General features: G+C 36.2%; 31 protein-coding genes. 30 read left to right on the plus strand and 1 reads right to left on the minus strand.

Annotated elements, in window-relative coordinates; genetic code table 11:
* Positions 1-52: 52 nt before the first annotated feature.
* The 8 genes from CXF71_RS11610 to CXF71_RS11645 all read left to right on the plus strand — a co-directional run bounded on the left by CXF71_RS11610 (position 53) and on the right by CXF71_RS11645 (position 5305).
* A complete protein-coding gene (locus tag CXF71_RS11610; RefSeq protein WP_101233120.1) occupies positions 53-577 on the plus strand; it encodes a hypothetical protein in 525 nt (174 codons plus the stop codon).
* A gap of 109 nt (positions 578-686) precedes the next feature.
* Positions 687-1025, plus strand: a complete 339-nt coding sequence (locus CXF71_RS11615; RefSeq protein WP_101233121.1) for a hypothetical protein — start codon at positions 687-689, stop codon at positions 1023-1025.
* Between the two features lie 118 nt (positions 1026-1143).
* The gene (locus tag CXF71_RS11620; protein WP_157826748.1) at positions 1144-1434 is read left to right on the plus strand and encodes a hypothetical protein; all 291 of its coding nucleotides are present in this window, start codon (positions 1144-1146) and stop codon (positions 1432-1434) included.
* 117 nt (positions 1435-1551) lie between these two features.
* Positions 1552-1878, plus strand: a complete 327-nt coding sequence (locus CXF71_RS11625; protein ID WP_101233123.1) for a hypothetical protein — start codon at positions 1552-1554, stop codon at positions 1876-1878.
* A gap of 88 nt (positions 1879-1966) precedes the next feature.
* Positions 1967-2482: a thioredoxin family protein gene (locus CXF71_RS11630; protein ID WP_101233124.1), complete on the plus strand. Its 516-nt coding sequence runs from the start codon at positions 1967-1969 to the stop codon at positions 2480-2482.
* 375 nt (positions 2483-2857) lie between these two features.
* On the plus strand, positions 2858-3289 hold the full coding sequence (locus tag CXF71_RS11635; RefSeq protein WP_101233125.1) for a hypothetical protein: 432 nt from the start codon (positions 2858-2860) through the stop codon (positions 3287-3289).
* Between the two features lie 406 nt (positions 3290-3695).
* Positions 3696-4151, plus strand: a complete 456-nt coding sequence (locus tag CXF71_RS11640) for a tRNA-uridine aminocarboxypropyltransferase (protein ID WP_101233126.1) — start codon at positions 3696-3698, stop codon at positions 4149-4151.
* Between the two features lie 140 nt (positions 4152-4291).
* Positions 4292-5305, plus strand: coding sequence for a DUF1214 domain-containing protein (locus tag CXF71_RS11645; protein ID WP_101233127.1), 1014 nt, complete (start codon positions 4292-4294; stop codon positions 5303-5305).
* Between the two features lie 123 nt (positions 5306-5428).
* Here the strand turns inward: CXF71_RS11645 and CXF71_RS11650 are convergent, their stop codons facing one another.
* The gene (locus CXF71_RS11650; RefSeq protein ID WP_232771456.1) at positions 5429-6100 is read right to left on the minus strand and encodes a tRNA (adenine(22)-N(1))-methyltransferase; all 672 of its coding nucleotides are present in this window, start codon (positions 6098-6100) and stop codon (positions 5429-5431) included.
* A 326-nt stretch (positions 6101-6426) separates the two neighbouring features.
* Here CXF71_RS11650 and CXF71_RS11655 point away from each other — a divergent pair, with 326 nt between their 5' ends.
* From CXF71_RS11655 to CXF71_RS11755, 22 genes are all read left to right on the plus strand, one after another.
* Positions 6427-6651, plus strand: a complete 225-nt coding sequence (locus tag CXF71_RS11655) for a hypothetical protein (RefSeq protein ID WP_101233128.1) — start codon at positions 6427-6429, stop codon at positions 6649-6651.
* A gap of 151 nt (positions 6652-6802) precedes the next feature.
* Complete coding sequence (locus tag CXF71_RS11660) at positions 6803-7483, plus strand: hypothetical protein (RefSeq protein ID WP_157826749.1); 681 nt, start codon at positions 6803-6805, stop codon at positions 7481-7483.
* 50 nt (positions 7484-7533) lie between these two features.
* The gene (locus CXF71_RS11665) at positions 7534-8040 is read left to right on the plus strand and encodes a GNAT family N-acetyltransferase (RefSeq protein ID WP_101233130.1); all 507 of its coding nucleotides are present in this window, start codon (positions 7534-7536) and stop codon (positions 8038-8040) included.
* 229 nt (positions 8041-8269) lie between these two features.
* Positions 8270-8416 (plus strand): hypothetical protein, encoded by a 147-nt coding sequence (locus CXF71_RS21530; RefSeq protein WP_198559876.1) that lies wholly within the window; start codon positions 8270-8272, stop codon positions 8414-8416.
* Between the two features lie 256 nt (positions 8417-8672).
* On the plus strand, positions 8673-8900 hold the full coding sequence (locus CXF71_RS11670; RefSeq protein WP_101233131.1) for a hypothetical protein: 228 nt from the start codon (positions 8673-8675) through the stop codon (positions 8898-8900).
* 233 nt (positions 8901-9133) lie between these two features.
* Positions 9134-9676 carry a DinB family protein gene (locus CXF71_RS11675; RefSeq protein WP_101233132.1) on the plus strand — a complete coding sequence of 181 codons (543 nt, stop codon included), beginning with the start codon at positions 9134-9136 and terminating at the stop codon, positions 9674-9676.
* Positions 9677-9782: 106 nt separating this feature from the next.
* Entirely contained in the window at positions 9783-10157 is a 375-nt protein-coding gene (locus CXF71_RS11680) for a hypothetical protein (RefSeq protein ID WP_101233133.1), read from the plus strand.
* A gap of 442 nt (positions 10158-10599) precedes the next feature.
* The gene (locus CXF71_RS11685; protein WP_101233134.1) at positions 10600-10839 is read left to right on the plus strand and encodes a CDGSH iron-sulfur domain-containing protein; all 240 of its coding nucleotides are present in this window, start codon (positions 10600-10602) and stop codon (positions 10837-10839) included.
* 116 nt (positions 10840-10955) lie between these two features.
* The gene (locus tag CXF71_RS11690; protein ID WP_101233135.1) at positions 10956-11369 is read left to right on the plus strand and encodes a GNAT family N-acetyltransferase; all 414 of its coding nucleotides are present in this window, start codon (positions 10956-10958) and stop codon (positions 11367-11369) included.
* A 131-nt stretch (positions 11370-11500) separates the two neighbouring features.
* Positions 11501-11938, plus strand: a complete 438-nt coding sequence (locus tag CXF71_RS11695; protein WP_101233136.1) for a RidA family protein — start codon at positions 11501-11503, stop codon at positions 11936-11938.
* Between the two features lie 106 nt (positions 11939-12044).
* Positions 12045-12464: a GNAT family N-acetyltransferase gene (locus tag CXF71_RS11700; protein ID WP_101233137.1), complete on the plus strand. Its 420-nt coding sequence runs from the start codon at positions 12045-12047 to the stop codon at positions 12462-12464.
* Between the two features lie 212 nt (positions 12465-12676).
* Entirely contained in the window at positions 12677-13135 is a 459-nt protein-coding gene (locus CXF71_RS11705; RefSeq protein ID WP_101233138.1) for an SMI1/KNR4 family protein, read from the plus strand.
* A gap of 9 nt (positions 13136-13144) precedes the next feature.
* Entirely contained in the window at positions 13145-13477 is a 333-nt protein-coding gene (locus tag CXF71_RS11710; protein WP_101233139.1) for a hypothetical protein, read from the plus strand.
* 98 nt (positions 13478-13575) lie between these two features.
* Positions 13576-13866 (plus strand): YkgJ family cysteine cluster protein, encoded by a 291-nt coding sequence (locus CXF71_RS11715; RefSeq protein ID WP_101233140.1) that lies wholly within the window; start codon positions 13576-13578, stop codon positions 13864-13866.
* A gap of 210 nt (positions 13867-14076) precedes the next feature.
* Positions 14077-14391 (plus strand): hypothetical protein, encoded by a 315-nt coding sequence (locus tag CXF71_RS11720; RefSeq protein WP_101233141.1) that lies wholly within the window; start codon positions 14077-14079, stop codon positions 14389-14391.
* Positions 14392-14464: 73 nt separating this feature from the next.
* The gene (locus tag CXF71_RS11725) at positions 14465-15874 is read left to right on the plus strand and encodes a M28 family peptidase (RefSeq protein ID WP_101233142.1); all 1410 of its coding nucleotides are present in this window, start codon (positions 14465-14467) and stop codon (positions 15872-15874) included.
* Between the two features lie 186 nt (positions 15875-16060).
* A complete protein-coding gene (locus CXF71_RS11730) occupies positions 16061-16606 on the plus strand; it encodes a histidine phosphatase family protein (protein WP_101233143.1) in 546 nt (181 codons plus the stop codon).
* 412 nt (positions 16607-17018) lie between these two features.
* The gene (locus tag CXF71_RS11735) at positions 17019-17567 is read left to right on the plus strand and encodes a VOC family protein (protein ID WP_101233144.1); all 549 of its coding nucleotides are present in this window, start codon (positions 17019-17021) and stop codon (positions 17565-17567) included.
* A gap of 133 nt (positions 17568-17700) precedes the next feature.
* A complete protein-coding gene (locus CXF71_RS11740) occupies positions 17701-18018 on the plus strand; it encodes a DUF1330 domain-containing protein (protein ID WP_101233145.1) in 318 nt (105 codons plus the stop codon).
* Between the two features lie 143 nt (positions 18019-18161).
* The gene (locus tag CXF71_RS11745) at positions 18162-18428 is read left to right on the plus strand and encodes a hypothetical protein (RefSeq protein WP_101233146.1); all 267 of its coding nucleotides are present in this window, start codon (positions 18162-18164) and stop codon (positions 18426-18428) included.
* Between the two features lie 160 nt (positions 18429-18588).
* On the plus strand, positions 18589-19098 hold the full coding sequence (locus tag CXF71_RS11750; RefSeq protein WP_232771457.1) for a TlpA family protein disulfide reductase: 510 nt from the start codon (positions 18589-18591) through the stop codon (positions 19096-19098).
* A gap of 117 nt (positions 19099-19215) precedes the next feature.
* Complete coding sequence (locus tag CXF71_RS11755) at positions 19216-20361, plus strand: M14 family metallopeptidase (RefSeq protein WP_101233147.1); 1146 nt, start codon at positions 19216-19218, stop codon at positions 20359-20361.
* Positions 20362-20493: the final 132 nt, after the last annotated feature.

Raw genomic sequence — 20493 nt, forward strand, 5'->3', positions numbered from 1 at the left:
CAGCTAACAGTAATTTTCCGCTTATTGCGGCGTTAGCATTACAGGGAGGCATATGAGTTTAGTTGATTATTCAAAATACACTACTGATGAATTATTCGATGTAAAAGAAAATATTTCTCTTACTTCACCCAATTATCCGTTATTACTGATTGAGCTTGCAAACAGAGAAAAAGAAATCACTGCAACTCAAGAAACCATGGACAAAAGAGCTATAGAATTAGCTAATAAAGTAAATCAGGTAGGTGGGAAAAGAAGTGCTGTAAAGTTATGGATGTACACTGGAGCATGCCTATATCTTCCTCCAATCATATTCAGCAAAGGCCAAGTGTTATATGGCACAATCGTGATTGTTATAGCAATTTTACTTTACAAGTTTGATCCCACTTTCAAAATATTTAAAGAAGGGCTGCCTAGATATAATGATTATTTTATTATTTCTTTTAGTTCTGGCGTATTACTAGCAATATCAAGTCAATTTTTTGAAGTACATTCTGGTTGGTTGATGATACCTTGGCTCTTTTCAAGTTACATTTATGGCTACATATTAGCTCAAGAGATTGACGGTACTGTAGAGTAAAGTAATGCTAACAACACGTTAAAGCAGGACAAATAACAGTTGGCCTTTGCTCCTGCGTCGCTTATTTTAGCAAACTATTAGCAGCCCCTTATTGGGGCGTTAGGTGTATATGGAAGACGATAGCAACAACTTGCCGCACTTAAAGAATAAAAAAGGTATTTATTGGGGTTTATGGCTTAGAGTAGTTATGGCTATGTATGTTATTACATTGCCTTCATGCGTGGAGAATGCAAGCCATTTTGGACCAGGGTTTGCGCCGTTGATTGCAGCTTTCTTATTTGTGCCAATATTTGGTGTTATCGCCTTTGTGGATGCTATTAATCTATATGTTGAGATAATTCAAAGAAAAAACCTTAGACAAAAACTTTTAACCTTAATTGCAGTAACTGCGATGCTGATGGGTTATGGGTCTATCATTGCTTATGTGGCGATCGAAAAACACACCTAACAAGTTGTTAAACAAGGACAAAATGCAGTTGGCTTTTTGTTCACTCCGTTCACTAATTTTAGCCAACTATATTATTGCCGGTTAACAGGGCGTTATATTTTACATGGATGTTGATTGTATGAGTTTCAAACAAGTATTAATTGGTTCTTTAATTTCTTTATGTATTACAGGTTGTGCATATCAACCATCAATAGCAACTAAACAGCCTTATTGTAAACGGGAACCTTTCACTAACAAGTTAACTTTGAAAGTGACCGAAATGGAAGACATGGAAATGTGTGATGATGGCGACTTTGGAGGATGTGTTGTTGCATTGGCACTTATAGGTCCTCTAAGCTTTATTGTATCGGGTAGTGTAGTTCTAATAGGCAATACTTTACACTGGTCAGAATATCAATTAAGTTGCTAAAATATAGCAAGTAAATCAACAGAACACGTAACAGTTGGCTACGTTTCGCTTCGCTACACAATTTTAGCCAACTCTATTTTGCCCCTTAAGTGGGCGTTAGCCTGAATTGAGGATTCTATGAAATTATTTACCTTTTTGCTTGTTGCTTTGATTTCATTCTCTGGTGTATGTGATGAAATCAAAGAAGGGATCGACGTAAACTTTAATTTATTAAATTGTCTCGATGACAAAATTCCAAATAACAGCATCGAAGATCCAGAAGATTGGGATGCAAAGTCATTAGTTCTACTTCCTAGTGTTATCGAAAATACAATGGGAAATGATTCAAGTAACGCATCAAAAAAACTATTTGCACTCACTATGAAATATTGTGATAAAGAAATACTATCTTTTAAAGAGTATTTTGAGAAACAGGCTAACAAGAAAATCAACAAGGACACGTAACAGTTGGCTACGTTTCGCTTCGCTACACAATTTTAGCCAACCATTACTTAGCCTGATATTTGGGCGTTAGCAGTATAAGGAATTTCAGTTGAGTCTAGGCAATCAAATAACAGGAAAATTAAACAACATAGAAGATTTCATTGAAAACTCTTCAACCTTCTTATTTCCGGTTAAGGTATTAGGATGGATAGTACTGCTTTTAGCCTTGATCATTACTAATTTTATAGCAATAGGTAAGTGGCCTATATCTGCCATATCCAAAAAGCTTAATAAAAAAGAATTAGCTTTAGGAGACCCAATCAATATCACTACTGAAGATGAACTTAAAAAAATAGTTTCTGAACAAGATACGGTTTTAGTAGATTTTTGGGCTGAGTGGTGTGGGCCTTGCTTGCTAATGGATAAGACTATAAGCAAGTTAGCGCAAGAATATGAGGGGAAGGTGGCTGTAGTTAAAGTCGATGTTTCATTAAACTCAACACTCAGTAAGTTATACGCAGTAAGAGGTTTGCCCACAGTCATAATCTTTAAAAATGGCGATGAGGCAATTAGAAAAAGTGGTTCATTAACAAAGAGCCAATTAGTAGGGTTAATTGAACAATAATAGTGCTAATAAGCCATTCAAGCAGGACTTTTAATAGTTGGTTTTTACTCCTGCGTCGCTTATTTTAGCCAACTATCTTTTCCGTTTAAGTAGGCGTTATGTGTTAATCAATTATGGATAAAATTTTAGATGAAGGATGTTCAATTTAAGGCATGGGAGCTAACACGCGTAAAAGGTAAGTTAAACTATTTTAATGCTAGATAGGAAGTAACTCTATAAGGTATATGGTGGGGGATCGGTCACTATTGACACATTTGAAAATAAAAGCGTAATAAAAATGGCCCTCAATTAAGCGCTTTCTTCATAACTAATAAGCTCGTCATGTCTGTTATTAAGGTCTGTGCTTAAACACTCAGGGAAATTAATCAGATTCTCATGTTTAAGTTCATCATAACGCAGATAAGCATTTCAATATCAAAAGAACAAATTAAACAGATCCTACTCGTTATTGTTCTGACATTCTGTTTGGCTTTAGCAATTGTTGTAATTTCTTGGGCAAATGAGCACGAAAAGCGTCCTTTGATACAAGACATTAAATTAGTGGATGAAATCAAAATAATTGATGCGCTTGAAGCCTCAAATATTTCTTATGTCACTCGTTTAGATAGCCAAATGATTCTAGTAAATGATGAAGAAATGGACCAAGCAAGATTAGCTCTAGCAAGAATTGGTATAGTCATCGATTATCCTGATGTCAGACAAATGGCAAATGCCAGTGAGGCTTGTGACGTCTTAGAAGCCAAGATTTATGAGTATGCCAACGCACCTAATACTCCACTGACGGATAAGCCATATTTTATCAAATGAGTAAAAATAATTATGGGAGCATTAGTAATCATAGTTCTGATACTAAGCGTTGTCAGACCTGCTTTGCGTGAACTATTAGAAAAACTTGATGGTGACGACAAGCCTTAATATATGAATTCGGCCTGTTAATAAGGCGTTCAAACGGATAAATAGCATTTGGCTGTTGTTGTTGTTGTTGTTGTTGTTTCTTAGGCTTTTAATAAGGCTGGTAAATACATCGAAGTTTTTGAGGAGTTATGGAACATATTGTTATTACAACAGGCACTTTAGTTTTGGGTGAATTGGCTTTGAACCAAAGTGAGAGGCTTACAGGTTTTAAGTATGCCTAGAGTGGACGGTTAGTAGGTATAATAAATAATAATAGGTGTCGCACTGCCGAATTTAAAGCGGAACAATAGATAACGAAATGAAAATATTTTTACTGACACATGAGCGTGAATTACATAGAGCAACCAATACTGGCTCTCTTGCGTTAGACGATTCTAATAACATTGTAGAACGTATACTTTGGGAGCGAGTTAAGCCTAATAAAGCGCTAACTAGCTTAATAGAAAATAATGAGGCGTTATTATTATATTCCAAGGGCGAATCATCAACGACAATAATTGAAGAATATGAAAATATTATTATTATTGATGGTACATGGCAGGAATCACAAAAGATTTTTAACCTGAGTCCTTATTTAAAAAAGGCTCCTCAATTCACGTTGAAAACTCAAAATGCTTCGACATACAAACTTAGGGGCAATCAACCTAAAGGTGGACTTTGCACCATTGAATGCATAATCGAAGTATTAAGAATTAAAGGACAAAATAAAATCGCATCAGAGTTAGCATTAAAATTTGACCAATTTAATGGCTAAAATTAAACAAGGTAATTGATTGCACTGTTGTTTCTGCTGGTATATGTTTACCATTGGCGCATTCCATTCAATTTATATTGCGTTTTCAACTTAAATAAAATAACTAAAGATAAATACAAAAACTAAATAAGGTAACAATAATGACAGTTAAAAATGTAGTGATATGCGCTCTAGTAGCGGGTGCTTTAAGTTCAGCTACAAATGTATGGGCCAACGAGAAAGTAACAGTCGATAACTTTGTCCGTGCTGAGACTGACATGACAATGAAGCGTTACCAAGCAGCAGGGGGATTTGGTAAGATGTTTCATATACGTCAACCAACCCCATTAGATAAACAAGATGTTATTCGCATGAATCAAGACACTCTTTATTCTATTGGAATTTTTGATTTAACAACGCCAGTCACTATCACCAAACCAAAAACTGACCGTTGGCAATCATTGATGTTAATTAGCCAAGACCATTCTATTCCTGCGGCTATTTATAAAGAGGGATCGTATACGTTTACTCAAGAAGAAATTGGCACACGTTATCTAACCGTGGTATTTCGCACGCTAGTTAATGCCAACGATGCTAATGATATAAAATTGGCAAACGCGATCCAAGATCAGATACAGGTAAAGCAAGCAAAAGCTGGTTCACTTGATATTCCAGAATGGGATGAAGTATCTCTAACAAAAGTGAGAGATGCGATTAATGTGTTAGCCGCGACCTTAAGTGATACTTCAGGAATGTTGGGTGACAAATCAAAACTTAACCCTATTCATCACTTAATGGGAACTGCAATGGGCTGGGGCGGAAACCCTAAGCAAGATGCTATTTATGTCAATGTAGTGCCTGAAAAAAATGATGGTAAAAGCAACTATAGCCTGACGGTTAAAGATGTACCGGTTGACGGGTTTGCGTCCATCACGGTATACAACGCTAAGGGCTTTATGGAAAAGAACAATTTAGGCGTTAACTCACTTAACAACTTAACGGCAAAGCCGAACAAAGAGGGTGGAGCTACCGTACATTTTGGTGGTTGTGATGACGGTCGTATTAATTGTATGCCAATTACAGATGGCTGGAACTACATCGTGCGTATGTATCAGCCGAAAGACTCTGTTATTGATGGCAGCTGGAAATTTCCTGATCCGACACTGGTTAAATAAACCAGAAAGATCAGGTTTTAATCCGAATATTAAGCGTTCACTAAACGTATATTAAACGGAAAAATAATGGTTGGCTAACATTGAGTTATTATAGCCAACCATTATGTAGTCGGTATTTTCACGTTAGACTTTATTTCGATAAGCACTAATGATGTGATCAACACAGTCAGTACTTCCTTGTTGAACACGACTATAGTGATTGAGGGTTTTTTCTAAATATCGTTTAACTATGTTTGCTTTTGTAGTGGTATTTGATTGCCAGATATCATCTCCTACATCACTCACCTTTCTATCTGTATCGCTTGTAGATGACACTAAAATTATTTCATAGAAACGTCGATTATCCTCAATTAACACTTCATTTTTCAAACTAACATTAAGCGCTATCAGTTTTTGACGTACTGTAAATTGATTGTTAACAGGGCATAGCAGAAAATCTATAGTTAAGTTAGGATGTTTTCGGTGAATATCATTTATAAATTGGTTCATTAAATCACCACCAATGCCAGCAATGATGATTAAGTGTGTTCCCTCATATTCTTTTAAAGGTAACTTTGCTACATCAATACAGTGCGTTTTCCAATCTGATAAAGAGTTTAAGTAAAACTGCTGAAGTTTGTTTTCTATCGTTGTAATGAGCTCAGGAACAATATCAACAAAATGTATAGTTTGTGCTGCTTGTCGAGACAATAAACTGGCTCCCAAAAAACCGTGGTCACAGCAACAATCCCATATGTGGGTATAATCTGATGTTACCATTTGCTCAATATGTTGTAATCTTTTACTGAGTTTCAATGAAATAGCCTGTATTAAGATTTTAAATCATAGCATTGTAATGGTTTTCTGCCTTTTTGCGAAGTTGGTAAACGTACAAGTTAATTTATACTTATAAATATGCCTGAATACGTTACAAAAATGGGCGATAAATAGTTAACATTGATGGCTAGCTAGGTTACATTGAAGTGCTAACTAAAAGATTAAAAAGCCCAAATTAAAAAACTTTATCTGAACCGTTTGATGATTTTTCGGGTGGCAAGTCGCCGTTAACGTCGTTCGCTTTTCAGTATCAGTAAACTATAAACAGCCACTTAAATGAAAATTATGCAAAAGGATTAATGTAAATGGATATCAATATGACCTTTATTGGTGAACTAGTTTTCTACTCTATGTTCATTGTTGGAGGCTTGAGTTATTACTTAGGTAAGCGTAAAACGTCTAGCCCTAAAATTGCGACATTTATAGGTGTTTTATTATGCCTTACACCGCCACTAAATATTGTTTACCTCATTGTTTTAATGCTAAAAAACAATGAGGTAAACAATGTAGATATCGATGCTACTTTGTGACTTTTAGATGATATTCAAAGACAGGTACCTTGTTACTTCACTCATTATTTGGCTTGTTGCCACGATAGAATCTGTAGGTGGACTCTGGGGCTTTTGGTCTGTGACAGGAAAAGAACGATTAGTTATCTTGTCTGTTGAAGTGACTGTCCTTGTGGCTCTTTTGGTTAATAGTTATGCGATAAAAAACTGGGTTTATCGTCACTCCACATCAGCATCACACCGATTTTTAGCCTGGATAACGGTTGTTTCTTTGGCTATGTGTGTCTGTGGTGATGTAGTTAATTTTAATTTGCCGCTTACTTATTATCGATATGGCGGTGTTATAAAACATGATTATCTTGCGGATTCGGTCATGTTTTTTGGTCCAGGCTATTTTTTATTTTTAGTGGTAGCTTGTTGTATTGCTTTGACTAATGGCTTCAAACCGAAAATGCTCTTTATTACATTCGTTATAGGAGCCTTGATAGGGGCCGGGTCATTTATTTCTATGCACCTAACAGGTACAGGCACTCATGTAACAATTGTGACCGGTATCTATGCCATTCTCATCACACTTGTCGGTGTCAGTGGGCTAGTGTTGTTGGTCGCATTGCGTAAATCTACCGCAATATTTGGTGTATGTTTAGTAGCGAGTGGACTTGTGTTAGCCACAGTTGCTGATGGTGTTATCGGTCAATTTTGGATATACGGGAATAATGGGGAAGGTTTTTTTCCTACTGCTAAATATGTAAATTGGTCACTTTATATTGGTTCACAATGTCTGCTTATACATCTTGCTAGAGTTGCTGTTATGCATGATGAAAATGTGGGGATATCCCCGTGTGCTAGCTAGCTTATCTGGCTATAGTGCACATAGCCGTTACTAAGCAGAAGGAAATTTAAGTGAAAGTAGTTGGTGAAACAAAGAGATTAACAATCAGGCACTTTAACCTTAATGATGCTGAGTTTATCGTTCGATTGTTAAATGAAGAATCATTTATCCGTTACATAGCCGATAAAAACGTTCGAACTAGGACTGACGCTATCAATTACCTGACTAACGGTCCAATATCGAGTTATCAACATTATGAGTGTGGTCTGAGTTTAGTCTTGTTAAAAGGGACAGAAACACCTATCGGTATGTGCGGTTTACTGAAAAGAGAAGAATTAGATGTTCCAGATTTAGGTTTTGCTTTTTTACCTGAATTTTGGGGTAAAGGTTATGCAAATGAAGCCGCTTGTTCTGTACTAAAAGAAGGGCTGGCTGTTAATTCCCTAAATACGATTTTAGCTGTTACCTTACCAGACAATGTAGGCTCTAATAGCTTATTGAAAAAAGTAGGTTTTAGTTTGCAAGGAAAAATAGAGATATATGGCTCACAAAGTAATTTGTATGAGTACCGTGTATAAAACAGCGAATATTAAAATTTGAAGCAACATTCGTTGTTTTATTTCTCAATCAAGTCGATATTATAGACAGCATAACTTGGCTTTATGTCTTTGATGAAAGACTCCATATTATTTTGTTACCCTTTCTCCCCTAAAGATCTACATTGTTGTTGCGATGAAGGGCGCAATCCTTTGTAAAATAGCGTATTATAAAGGCTTCTATATTTAAGTTGTCTAGAGGAGAATACAAGTGGCTAAGCAAAATTACTCTTTCGAAAAACGCCAGAAAGAAATAGCAAAAAAGAAAAAGAAAGAAGAGAAACGCTTGAAAAAATCGGGTGTAGATGAAAGTCAGCCGCAGGACGATCAACCTATCAACGATAACGATGCTGAATAAGAAACAATAAGTATCGATACAAGTTAATGGTACAGACAAAACGCAGTTGGTTGTATTCGGCTCCTTCACAATTTTAGCCAACTAAATTTTTATCTTTAGATTATATTCCTAAACCAAACCTAAAGATAAAATCGATATAGTCAAACTCATAAGCGATCAGTATTGTTACGCCTATTTTGTTCATCACATCATTGCTGTTTAATGAACAAATCATGCAATAACTCTCTTTTAACGCCAACTCTTTAAATGGATAGACATGAATACTCAATTAATAGTTGTTTTAAAAATAGTGTTTTTTTCCTTAGTGTTAATCACCTTTTCTGGTTGTAGCAATCAAGAGTTATATGAATCGACTCAGCCAAAGTATAATGATAATGAGTGTAGGAAACTACCTGCTCATGAATACGACGAATGTATGAAGCATGAGACAAAGTCATATGAAGAATACAAAAAAGAAAGAGAAGAAGTTATTAATCAGGGGTAATAGCTGACGAATCTTGCTTAATAACCTGAACTTCGGATAAGAGAATTTACCCAATAACCTAATTTAAGTGCCTGTCAGCGTTCTTTTTACTCGGAATAACCCGTTATTGGTTTGTAAAAACTTCTTGATATACACTTAAATTTCGCCACTGGAACTTTAAGTTAATTTGTTCATTTAACATGTAACTCACAATGTTTTTTTGCGAACGTGGCGTTTGTAGTAAGGAGAATAAGTTGAGTTTGACAAAAAACTTCAGGATGATGGCTCTCTATAATCAACGGATAAATGTTCAGTTAATGGATAGTTGTCTGGCGCTTTCGATTGATCTTCTTGAAAAAGAGACGCATTCTTTTTTTCCTAATATTATTAATTATTGGAATCATATTCTTTTCGGGGATTTGATTTTAGTCGGACGATTAGCGTTAAATGAAATAGCTAACCTGACACCACAAGATTTATCAACATTCCCAACACCTCAATCACCCAAAGATATTTATTGCAGTAAATTGTCAGAACTTGCCGTTTTAAGAGGGCAGGTTGACGAACTAATAATACAATACTGTTTAAATTTATCTGAAGCCGATTGTGATAAATTTATTGCCTATACAACGACAGAAGGTGATTCGGTAACTAAGGCTGTAGCCGACGTAACACAACATCTATTTAATCACCAAGCCCATCATCGAGGGCAATTAACCTGTGTATTAAGTCAGTATGGTGTTGATTATGGCTGTATGGATTTACCTGTTATCGTTTCAGAAGGTAGTCGTACCTAGATGCTTAAAAACGGTCAAAATAACATTGGCTTTTAGCCATTCCTCGCTTATTCTAAGGGCATATATTTAGTCTTTTAACAGGGCGTTATTTATTAATAGGTCGAGTATGCATCAAGTTAAAGGTTTTACTTTGTCATGTGTGATTGTCATCATTGCATTTTTAGTCTCAGCCATAGGTGCGGGATTACTCGCTGATTTTTTTGGCGTTTGGAAAAAACCATTTATTGGTGCTAGCGCTGCTTTTTTTGTGGTGCTATCGGGTTATATCACTGCACCTAGCCATAAAAAAACAATGTCACTAGTTTGGTTTATTGTTGGTGCTGTTTCTGCTTGGTTCTTAGCCGGGAACTCAACTTACCCAGAAGATTATGCACAGGCATATCAACCCACATTAATTCCTTTAACCGCAACTTATTTAAGCGGGCTAGTTGCATTGTTGATATGTAATGTGTGGCACACAAGAAACAAAAAAAGCTCATAAGTATCTGCTATATATCACTTTTTATATTCAGTGCATAACTGAAAAATGAGTTAGTAGGGGATTTTAAGTTGATTCAGTAGTAAAAACTTCAGTTCTTTGCTTACTAACCACGGGCTCATATTTACTCTACAAACGTTATCAATTTTCAAAGTAAATCAACCAAAATACGGTTATAAAAATATCGATATCTTCATTATGAAAGCTGTTATTTTATTTACTATTTCATTAGGGTGCATCAATAGGTAATAAAGTGGTCTAGTCTTTGTTTAATTGTTTATTCTATTGGACAATTTCTACCGGTTGAATGACAAAGAAAATATTATAAGACCTTGTTAAAATGGCATGAAATATCGTTGGCTATTTCCATGCTAGTCAATATGTTAGCCAATGCTATTACTGCCCTTATCAGGGCTATATTTTTATCAAAGTAAGGATGCGTATTATGAACAAAGCGATAAGAGCGTCAGATACACCCTATAGTATGGATGTAGTAGAAGGAAAAAATTATTTTTGGTGTGCTTGTGGTAAAAGTAAAAAACAGCCGCTTTGTGACGGTTCACATAGTGGAACGGATTTCACCCCGGTAATATATAAAGCGCCGGAGTCCAAAAAAGTATTCTTTTGTGGCTGTAAAGAAACGTCTAAGCAACCCCTTTGTGACGGTAGTCATTCAAAAACATAACAAACTCATTAAACAGGATCCAATTTAGTTGGCTAGGTTCCATTCTTTAACATTTCAGCCAACTATATTGACCTGCTTAATGAAAACTCAGCAGTAACCGATAAATTGGAGTATTAATGAATATTGAGGTTATACAAAATCCAGAACAACAACTGATCGAGTATCTGGATGAAAAAATTGCAGAATTTAACTGGGCTAATTGGGAGGTGAGTGAACGAACTCCATTGGCCGTTCAAATTAAAAATGACAATGGTGAGATTATAGCTGGGGCTGCAGGTCGTACTTTCGGTGACTGGTTATTAATAAATACATTGTGGGTTTCAGATGAACTACGTGGGCAAAATATTGGCAGCAAAATTTTAAAAGAAATTGAATTTGCCGCTAAACAACGAGGTTGCATAAAGTGCCTGTTAGATACGCTTAATTTCCAAGCGATGCCTTTCTATGAAAAACAGGGCTATAAAATACAATGGATCCAAGAGAATTATCCTAAAACTGGGTGTAAATATTTTATGCTCAAATTGCTTTAATTGATGAACGGCACATACAACACTTTAAATCTTAAAGTAAAGTTGCTTGATTTCACCTTAGTTCCAATGATACAAATTTTTACTTAGCCAATTACCGGTCGTAATACTTTCTTCAATTATAGAGTTTACCAATGATTTCAAATTTGAAAACCGCCTTGATTGTCGCTGGAACACTTTTAGTGTCGGCTTGCACGTCTGCTCCAACAATAGAGCGTAAGAACTATTATGCTTGGGAGAATGATTATGGTTACTCTCAAGTAGTCAGCGCAGGTAATACAATTTATATCTCAGGAATAGCCAGTGATAAGGCTACCTTTGCGGAACAAATTAAAGAAATAAACGCAAATATCAATAAAATACTAAAAGATTACGGCGTAGACAGCGATGCTATTGTCAAACAAGTGATATATACAACCGATATTGAGGGAATGAAAGCCCATACTAAGTTAAGAAAAACATTCTTTAATAAAGATAAATATCCAAGTTCATCGATTGTTCAAGTAAGTAGGCTATATGAGAAAGGGCACTTTCTTGAAATTGAGATAGTTGCTGTAGTACCAAACAAGTAAGCAGTAGTTTTGTATGGCGTTTAAAAGAGACGACAAGCTGTATCTTGTATTGCGATAGTAGGCACAAGTATAATCTAAGTGAAACGTCAGGTTTACTGAGGAATTAATGGATATCAGAAAAATAAGTTGGGATGAAGCATTACCCATACGACATGAAGTATTGTGGCCAAATAAGTCTTTGCTTTTTTGTCAGGTTAAAGGAGATGACATAGCAAAACACTATGGTGTTTACCTAGATGATAAATTAGTCAGCGTTGCCTCGATATATATTGAAGATAGTGTTGCTCGGTTAAGAAAATTTGCCACGTTAGTAGCGTTTCAAGGGCGAGGTATAGGTTCAAAACTTATTACCCATATTTTGAGTGAACTGATAAATAGCGGTACCGAAGATTGTTGGTGTGATGCTCGAACAACGGCAGTCGGATTTTATCAAAAGTTTGGTATGCAAAGCCAGGGCACTGAATTTAATAAATCAGGGATTTGGTATTTTAAAATGGCTGTCAGTCTTATACCCTCGACAGCATAATGGAGGTAGGGATTTTTACTTAACTGTTATCTTTCAAGGCAAGCATTCGTCATGGTTATTCACTATTGGTAGCGCAAGCTTGTTTGGCGTAATATACCGCAAGAAAAAATTAAAATAAATAACATACAATCAACTGTATGTTATCTTTCATCAATTTTAGTAAACATGATCTGCCCTTAACAAGGGTATTCGTCGTTTTGGAGTATTTTTAAGTGAAGAGTATTGATTTATTTGTAGAAAATTGGGCGACTAAACAAGCCATGGTCCCGATAGATAATGAAGATATAACGGAGCTTGAAACAAAATTTAATGCTTATTTACCCGACTCATATAAATACTTAATCGCTACCTATGGTTTGGTTCATACACCCAACGTATTAACTAAAATATGCGATTTAAATGTCGAAATTTCAGAAGTTCAAGATTTTTTAAGCCTAGATGATGTCTTTACACTATCAAAGCTTTATGAAATGAGTGGTATGCCTAAAGGGCATGTTTTATTTGCCTCTGACTGTAAAGGCAACATGTTCTGTTTCAAACTTGCTGATTGTGAAAATAAGCAAGTAGATGTACCTGTTTGGTTTTATAATCATGGTTTATGCACTATGAATAAAGTTTCAGATTCTTTTAGCGAGTGGCTAGAACAGTTTAATGAACTTGAACAAAGCTAGAGGCATAAAGTGAACAATTCAACAATTGAAGCTGAAATAAGCTTCCGATTTCTTAGTTTAGATAAATTCCAGGCCTATTCCTTAGTCCGAGAGATTCTAGGGGCTACCCATAACGCAGACCCAGAAAGTAATCGTTATATTGCTTATGTACCGTTAACAAAACAAACGCTTGAAGGCATCAATGACTACTACGTACGTCAAAGGGTTGAGGTTGAAGCATGTGATATATTTGTGTCAATAAGTTCTGATGCACACAAAGGGCTCGTTGATATTCCTGCAATAGTTAACCGTATGCTCAAGTACATTGACTGTAAGTTAACCTTTTCTTTTACTGTGCTGTAAACTTTTTAATGATTTAATACGACATTAGTGCACGATGAACTCGAGAAAAATCCCTATTTAGCGTATGCTAGCCGCCATTAAATTTTTTGTTGTTATTTATGTCCATTAAAGTAAAAAACTTACCTGTTAACGAAGTCACCTGTTCAAACTGTGAAGCCTGCTGCTGTAGTTTAGAAGTTATGCTTCTTACCGATACAGGAGTGCCTGATCGGCATGTTTATGTTGATAAACATGGTAAAGAAACTATGTTGCGGTTTGACGATGGTTGGTGTTCAGCATTAGACCGAGATACCTTAATGTGTTCTATTTATGAGAATAGACCTTGGGTTTGTCGAATATTTGAAATGGGTTCTGATGAATGTATAGAAGAGCGAGCAGAGAAGATGTAATTTTTCTTCAATGTCCGCTTAATGTGCATATTTCAACAGTAACACCAATGCTGTCCACATTGCTTTCCTTAATGACAACTTTTTTGTTTTCAATAAAACCACAACAGAGTAAAGCTAAACTACTTACTCTGTTTTATTCACTGTACAATAGCCGTTAATCAGGGTGCACTTTTGCATCATCAGTTAATCCTATAAGAGCCAAATAACGCCATGAACCCATATACAGATATTGCCGATTTAATTACAACCCTAGAAGCAGAAATTAAAAAACTTAGCGAGACAATTCATACCTTGAAGCAAGAGCCACAAGGTTTTAATGAACAAATAATTTTTAAATATATAGATACTGCTAGCACGGGTAAAACAAAAGATTATGTTAGATCATTGGGCATAAAATCTGAACGTGGTTCACTATTTTCTTCGGGTGATGTTAGTAAGTTAATCAAAAGTGGTGCTGATGATATTTCACCAGAATTACTTGCTATAGCACGTGATGTCGTTGGCATGAAAAAGAAAAAGCACTAAACACTAAACACAGTTAATATTTCACATAAAATAGTTGAACACCATTTACTTAAATATCGGTAGGCTTTGCTCTATGAATAAACGTTTTACTTCTTTAATATCAGGATTTGTTTTTGCTTCACTAAGCGTTAATATCACCTACGCTCATGCGAAATCAGATAACTTTTCAGCGCAACAATTAACGCATGCTGCGAGTATAAAACAGCAAGCACTTGAAAGCGATTTAGCTTGGGAACTGGTTGAATCATTAACAACGGAAGTTGGACCTAGAATGCCTGGTACGCCAGGAGACAAAGCAGCGGTTTCATGGGCAGTAGCTAAGTTTAAAGCGATGGGTTTTGATAAGGTATGGACAGAGCCAGCTACTTTTCCAAAATGGATTCGTTATTCTGAATCGGCTGCAATTGTTAGCCCCGCACCTCAAGCGATGCATATAACCGCTTTAGGTAATAGTATCAGTACCCCTAAAGACGGTATACAAGCGCAAATAATTGAATTTAAGGACTTGGCTGAATTAGAAAATTCACCTGAAAATTCGGCTAAAGGAAAAATAGTTTTTATAAATTATCGTATGGACCGAGACCGTGATGGTAATGGTTATGGACCAGCTGTTCAGGCTCGAAGTCGTGGTGCTGTTGTCGCTTCGCAAAAAGGTGCGGTAGGTTATGTGATGCGTTCAGTCAGTACTGCTTATCATCGCTTTGCACACACGGGTGGTAGCCACTATAAAGAAGGTGTTACTAAAATTGTGTCTACAGCAATTTCAAATGCTGATGCGGATCAATTACATCGTTTAGTTGCCTTAGGAAAGCCGGTAACTATTAATATTAACGTGCAAGCAAAATCAATGGGTGAGGGGACTTCTTACAATGTCATTGCTGAATTTACTGGCAGCGAATTCCCTAAAGAGCACGTACTTATTGGTGGCCATTTAGATTCGTGGGATTTAGGTACGGGTGCCTTAGATGATGGCGCAGGTGTTGCCATTACCATGGCCGCAGCTAAACTTGCTACTAATTACGGTAATCCAAAACGCAGTATTCGCGTAGTATTATTTGCTGCCGAGGAATTTGGTTTATGGGGTGCTAAAGCCTATGTTAAAGCGAACGAAAAAAGCATAGTAAATATTGTTGCCGCAGCAGAATCAGACTTTGGCGCTGATAAAATATGGGCATTTGACTCTAACGTTCATGCCAGTGCCTTACCTTTGGTTAGTGAAATTGCCGCGATGCTAAAATCGTTAGATGTTGAGTACACAAATAAAAATTCAGCCCGTGGTGGTCCCGATTTAATACCATTTCGTCCGTTTAACATCCCTGCGTTTGGTTTATCGCAAGACGGTACTGACTATTTTGACTATCATCACACTGCTGATGATACGTTAGATAAAATAGATCCTGAAAAATTACGTCAAAACGTGGCAACCTATGCGGTATTTGCTTTTATGGCAGCTAACGCTAATACGCGTATAATTGGTAAGTAATTAAGCTAAGTATACGTTTTAAAGTACGAACAGATACATTTAAAGGAAGCACTCAGTTATTACTTAGTGCTTTTTTTTTGTTTATTGGTAGGGTATAACAGCTAACATCGAGCAGATAAATTTACGCGGGCAGTCAGATGATAGCTTCTCTTTTAACAAGGCCGTTACTGGTGAGCTAGGTATTAAATGGAAATAATATTAATTCGACATGGGAAACCAACATCAGCAAATAATCCTAAGGTTAATGCTGCACAATATGCAAATTGGATTAGACGATACAACGCATCTCACGTCGCCAGCAACAGTCGTCCTAAGTTTATCAGCAAGCGCTATACCTCTTTTTATTCGCTCTCAAGTGACTTAAATCGGGCTATACACTCAGCCAATATTTACTCAGAAAAGTGTCCTGATGAGATAGATAGAATTTATCGAGAAATGGAAATACCTAGGTATAAGCTGCCATTGCAATTAAAAGCTTGGCATTGGGTCTATTTATCAAGAATTCTCTGGATGTTTGGTCTTAAAGGTTCATTTGAGTCTTTTAACCAAGCTAAGCACCGAGCAGACTTAGCCGCGGTTAAGTTAATTGAAATAGCACAAAATCAACAACAGCTAGTATTGTTTGGCCACGGATACATGAATAGATATATTAGAAAGTCTTTAATTAGCAAGGGCTGGAAAATAACGTGCAAAAGCAATGCTTATTGGGGGGTTACTCGTCTTGAACTATAACAAAGTAATTTGAAGTGAATTTTCAATGGCGGTAAAGGTGAGATATTAGACCGATTAGGTTATACCAAGTTGATTAAGTTCTTTCCCACTCAGCGAGAATTAAAAGGCTTAGAGGCAAGGCATTGATTGAAGAGAATGGTTACTCAGGAGAATATGCTCCTGCATTCTCTAAGAAGCTACATCCATGTAGCGTCCTTATCAAAATCAATAACGCAGCATGTAAACCTTTTAAACTCGCCCTCTGGGAGCTTTCTCGATGTTCACTAACATCGTTAAGTTTATTTGATTTAGAATGACTAAACCGAAACAAATTTGCCTTGTTATTGAAAATCGAGCAGAGCTCTGAGTTGGGAAGAAATTTAATCAAATTGGTATTACACGATTTATTGGGAATATGGATATTAGGGTAATTATGTCAGCAGATAAATATAAATTTTCAAACATGTTGTTAAGCCATGTTGAATTGTATATACAAGATGTTATTTCGATGGAAAAATTCTACACTGAATATTTGGGCTTTGTTGTAACTGACCGAGGGCAAGGGCCAAATGGTATGATTTTTTTAAGCCGAAACCCTAAGGAGCATCACCAAATTGTATTAAACCCTCAGCAATCACATCGCTCAATTGAGAGCCCAGTAGATCATATCTCTTTCAGAGTGGAATCTATCTCAGACTTAAGAGGTTTTAATTCAGCTTTAAAATTAGCGGCAGACACTAGTATTCAGACGGTTTCTCATGGATCTGCATGGTCAATTTATTTTAGAGACCCTGAGGGTAATCGTTTTGAAATATTCACCGATACGCCCTGGTATGTTAACCAACCTTGTAAATTCCCTGTTAATCTTGAGCAAACGGATGAAGAATTGAAGCAATTTACCGAAGAAAAAATAAAGGATATGGCTGGGTTTTGTATCGCCAAAGAATGGCAAACATTACATCAAGTGAATCTAGAGCACTAAGCAGTAATCTTTAAAGCTGTGCCAAAATGTGCACAACTATATAAGCTTCGATGTTAAATCGGTTTTTCCTGCAACCTTATACCCATAACGAGTACTTATAAGTGTCGTTATTACAGACTATTTTGGAGTTTATATGTCATATGAAATATTAGTTGGTTTACATGTTCTCGATGATTACACTTATGAAAAATATAGGATAGCAATGAAACCTATTCTTTCTGATTACCAAGGCTATTTTTGTTATGATTTTAAAGTGTCTGACGTGTTAATTTCACAAGCGTTAACGCCGGATAGTCATTGCGATATAAACCGAGTTTTCACCCTAAACTTTATCAGCAAGGAAAAAATGGATAACTTTTTCTCGGATCCTCAATATTTACTTGTTAAGGAGGAATTTTTTGTTAAATCAGTAGGTAGTGCAACAATACTAGCTAGCTACGAAAAGAAGTGATAACAGCAGTATTTCTGCCTTTATAAACATTATTCAGCGTAATCAAACTTTACTGGCGTAACTTGTCAAGCAAGTGCGCCTCCGCCTTGTGTTATCTGTTATTCTACACGTTTTACCTCCCTATATTAGGACTTGAAAAGTATATGAATCGTACATTATTTCCAACACTCATCGGTGTTTTTACCAGTTTATTTGCTATTTGGTCGCTGCATACCTTTTTAATGGTTGATGATTGCTTAGATCAAGGAGGCTCTTTTGACTATGCAACTGCCAAGTGTTTACTTGAAAATGGTCAGGTGTATGAATCTAACCTAGCAACCATGGCGCTTGTACTCTACTTTGTTGTCGGTTTTGGTGTTTCGTTTATTGTTTCCAGCGTTATTAGAAAATTTTTTAAAATTAAACAATAACAATTAAAGGTAGACAGTTATCTTAATGATTAACTTAGACTGTATGCGGGTAATTGCACCTTGATATTAGAATTAGGTCAAGGATGAACTTTTACAAAATATAATCAAGGGTTGTCAGGTCTATTAAGCTAGACATCATTACTTACTTTAGGAATTACCCTTGTTACGCAGTTTTGCTATTCAAGCTATTATCTTTCTGGTCGCATTTCAGCTACTTTCTTTTTTACGAGAAACAAGTATGTTATCGACTAATACGTCGTTGACTGAAATTGACATAACAATGCCTGCATTAGATATAGATAAAGTCCCCACCTTGATGGGCGAAACCATCTCACTAAACGCGCAAGGCAAGACTACCATTTTATATTTCTTTGCGCCTTGGTGTCAGGTTTGTCATGCCAGTATCGGTAATTTACAAGCCGTGTTTCAAAAAAATGAACAGCTTGATGTGATTGCTATTGCCATGGACTTTACCAGTAGTGAAGAAGTGATGGGATTCACTAGCCAACATCAATTAACTTTTCCTATTGCGTTAGGTAATGAAGCGATTAAACAAACTTTTGAAATCAGTGGATATCCCAGTTATTACGTTTTAAATGAAGAAAATGTGATTATTGGTAAATCTATGGGATATTCTTCAGAGTTAGGTCTTTATTTGCGTTCATTGTAAAAAAAATTAATTTGTTCTGTATAGTGATCTTCCAGTTGTTTGTGTACACTGTAATACTCAATTATTCATTGGCGCTATGCTAAGTAGATAGGCCAAACAAGCTAAGAAATAATTATTATGCAAATTACTGACAATTTTGATAGCGGTAACATCCGCGTTATTGATGCAACTGATGCAAGCAATATTCAACTAGAAATAAAGAAAGATAACCAATCTGATTTTTACCAATGGTTTCACTTTAAATTGCAAACTGATTTAAACGCCAATGGTGATCGTCAAGAACATGTAATGCATCTAAACAATGCAGGTAAAGCAGCCTATGTTGAAGGTTGGGAAGATTACCAAGCGGTTGCTTCTTACGATCGTGAACATTGGTTCCGTGTACCTACGCAATATGATGGTGAAAAGCTTACTATTACGTTAACGCCTGAATACGACTCTGTATATTTCGCTTATTTTGCACCTTACAGCTATGAACGTCATCAAGACTTGATTCATAACGCACAAATGCATCTTGATTGTCAGGTTCAGGTTTTAGGCCAAACACTTGACGGTCGTGACATGACGTTACTGAAAATTGGTGAAGATGGTGAAGGCAAACGTAATGTTTGGATCACTGCTCGCCAACATCCTGGCGAAACAATGGCTGAATGGTTCGTTGAAGGTATGTTAGACCGTTTACTTGATGAAGATGACGGTGTTGCCCGTGCTTTATTAAACAAAACGGTATTTTATGTTGTGCCTAATATGAATCCAGATGGCAGTGCTCGTGGCCATCTTCGTACTAATGCTTGTGGTGCTAACTTAAACCGTGAATGGTTAGAGCCTTCTATGGAACGTAGTCCTGAAGTATTTCTTGTGCGTGAAAAAATGCTTGAAGTCGGTGTCGATATGTTCCTTGACGTTCATGGCGATGAAGCTTTACCGGTTAACTTCGTAGCGGGTTGTGAAGGTGTGGTGAATTACGATGCTCGTCATAAAGCACTTGAAGACAAATTTAAAGAAATGATGATTGCTATCACACCTGAATTTCAAGATGAACGCGGTTATGATAAAGATGAACCAGGTAAAGCTAACCCTACGGTTGGTACTAACTGGGTTGGTAACCAATTTAAGTGTTTAGCTTATACCATTGAAATGCCATTTAAAGATAATGACTTATTACCTGATTACAGTGTAGGTTGGTCTGATGAGCGTAGTAGTTTATTAGGTCGTGACTTTTTAACGGGTGTTTACCATATGGTAGATGACTTACGTAAATAAGTGACAAACGGTTAAAGTAATAGGCGAATTTATTAAAATTCGCCTTTTCTTTATCTAATACTAGGTAGTATAACTTGGGAGTCTAGTCATTATATTTAGTCAGTAAAAGATAACAATATTCAATAAAATAAT

The sequence above is a fragment of the Colwellia sp. 12G3 genome, assembly GCF_002836775.1.
In the GTDB taxonomy this organism is placed as follows: Bacteria; Pseudomonadota; Gammaproteobacteria; order Enterobacterales; family Alteromonadaceae; genus Colwellia.

Bases quoted from the DNA above. Each gene is read 5' to 3' on its own strand.
- CXF71_RS11610 (WP_101233120.1), top strand. From the start codon at position 53: ATGAGTTTAGTTGATTATTCAAAATACACTACTGATGAATTATTCGAT.
- CXF71_RS11615 (WP_101233121.1), top strand. From the start codon at position 687: ATGGAAGACGATAGCAACAACTTGCCGCACTTAAAGAATAAAAAAGGT.
- CXF71_RS11620 (WP_157826748.1), top strand. From the start codon at position 1,144: ATGAGTTTCAAACAAGTATTAATTGGTTCTTTAATTTCTTTATGTATT.
- CXF71_RS11625 (WP_101233123.1), top strand. From the start codon at position 1,552: ATGAAATTATTTACCTTTTTGCTTGTTGCTTTGATTTCATTCTCTGGT.
- CXF71_RS11635 (WP_101233125.1), top strand. From the start codon at position 2,858: ATGTTTAAGTTCATCATAACGCAGATAAGCATTTCAATATCAAAAGAA.
- CXF71_RS11640 (WP_101233126.1), top strand. From the start codon at position 3,696: ATGAAAATATTTTTACTGACACATGAGCGTGAATTACATAGAGCAACC.
- CXF71_RS11645 (WP_101233127.1), top strand. From the start codon at position 4,292: ATGACAGTTAAAAATGTAGTGATATGCGCTCTAGTAGCGGGTGCTTTA.
- CXF71_RS11655 (WP_101233128.1), top strand. From the start codon at position 6,427: ATGGATATCAATATGACCTTTATTGGTGAACTAGTTTTCTACTCTATG.
- CXF71_RS11670 (WP_101233131.1), top strand. From the start codon at position 8,673: ATGAATACTCAATTAATAGTTGTTTTAAAAATAGTGTTTTTTTCCTTA.
- CXF71_RS11680 (WP_101233133.1), top strand. From the start codon at position 9,783: ATGCATCAAGTTAAAGGTTTTACTTTGTCATGTGTGATTGTCATCATT.
- CXF71_RS11685 (WP_101233134.1), top strand. From the start codon at position 10,600: ATGAACAAAGCGATAAGAGCGTCAGATACACCCTATAGTATGGATGTA.
- CXF71_RS11690 (WP_101233135.1), top strand. From the start codon at position 10,956: ATGAATATTGAGGTTATACAAAATCCAGAACAACAACTGATCGAGTAT.
- CXF71_RS11695 (WP_101233136.1), top strand. From the start codon at position 11,501: ATGATTTCAAATTTGAAAACCGCCTTGATTGTCGCTGGAACACTTTTA.
- CXF71_RS11700 (WP_101233137.1), top strand. From the start codon at position 12,045: ATGGATATCAGAAAAATAAGTTGGGATGAAGCATTACCCATACGACAT.
- CXF71_RS11715 (WP_101233140.1), top strand. From the start codon at position 13,576: ATGTCCATTAAAGTAAAAAACTTACCTGTTAACGAAGTCACCTGTTCA.
- CXF71_RS11720 (WP_101233141.1), top strand. From the start codon at position 14,077: ATGAACCCATATACAGATATTGCCGATTTAATTACAACCCTAGAAGCA.
- CXF71_RS11725 (WP_101233142.1), top strand. From the start codon at position 14,465: ATGAATAAACGTTTTACTTCTTTAATATCAGGATTTGTTTTTGCTTCA.
- CXF71_RS11730 (WP_101233143.1), top strand. From the start codon at position 16,061: ATGGAAATAATATTAATTCGACATGGGAAACCAACATCAGCAAATAAT.
- CXF71_RS11735 (WP_101233144.1), top strand. From the start codon at position 17,019: ATGTCAGCAGATAAATATAAATTTTCAAACATGTTGTTAAGCCATGTT.
- CXF71_RS11740 (WP_101233145.1), top strand. From the start codon at position 17,701: ATGTCATATGAAATATTAGTTGGTTTACATGTTCTCGATGATTACACT.
- CXF71_RS11745 (WP_101233146.1), top strand. From the start codon at position 18,162: ATGAATCGTACATTATTTCCAACACTCATCGGTGTTTTTACCAGTTTA.
- CXF71_RS11755 (WP_101233147.1), top strand. From the start codon at position 19,216: ATGCAAATTACTGACAATTTTGATAGCGGTAACATCCGCGTTATTGAT.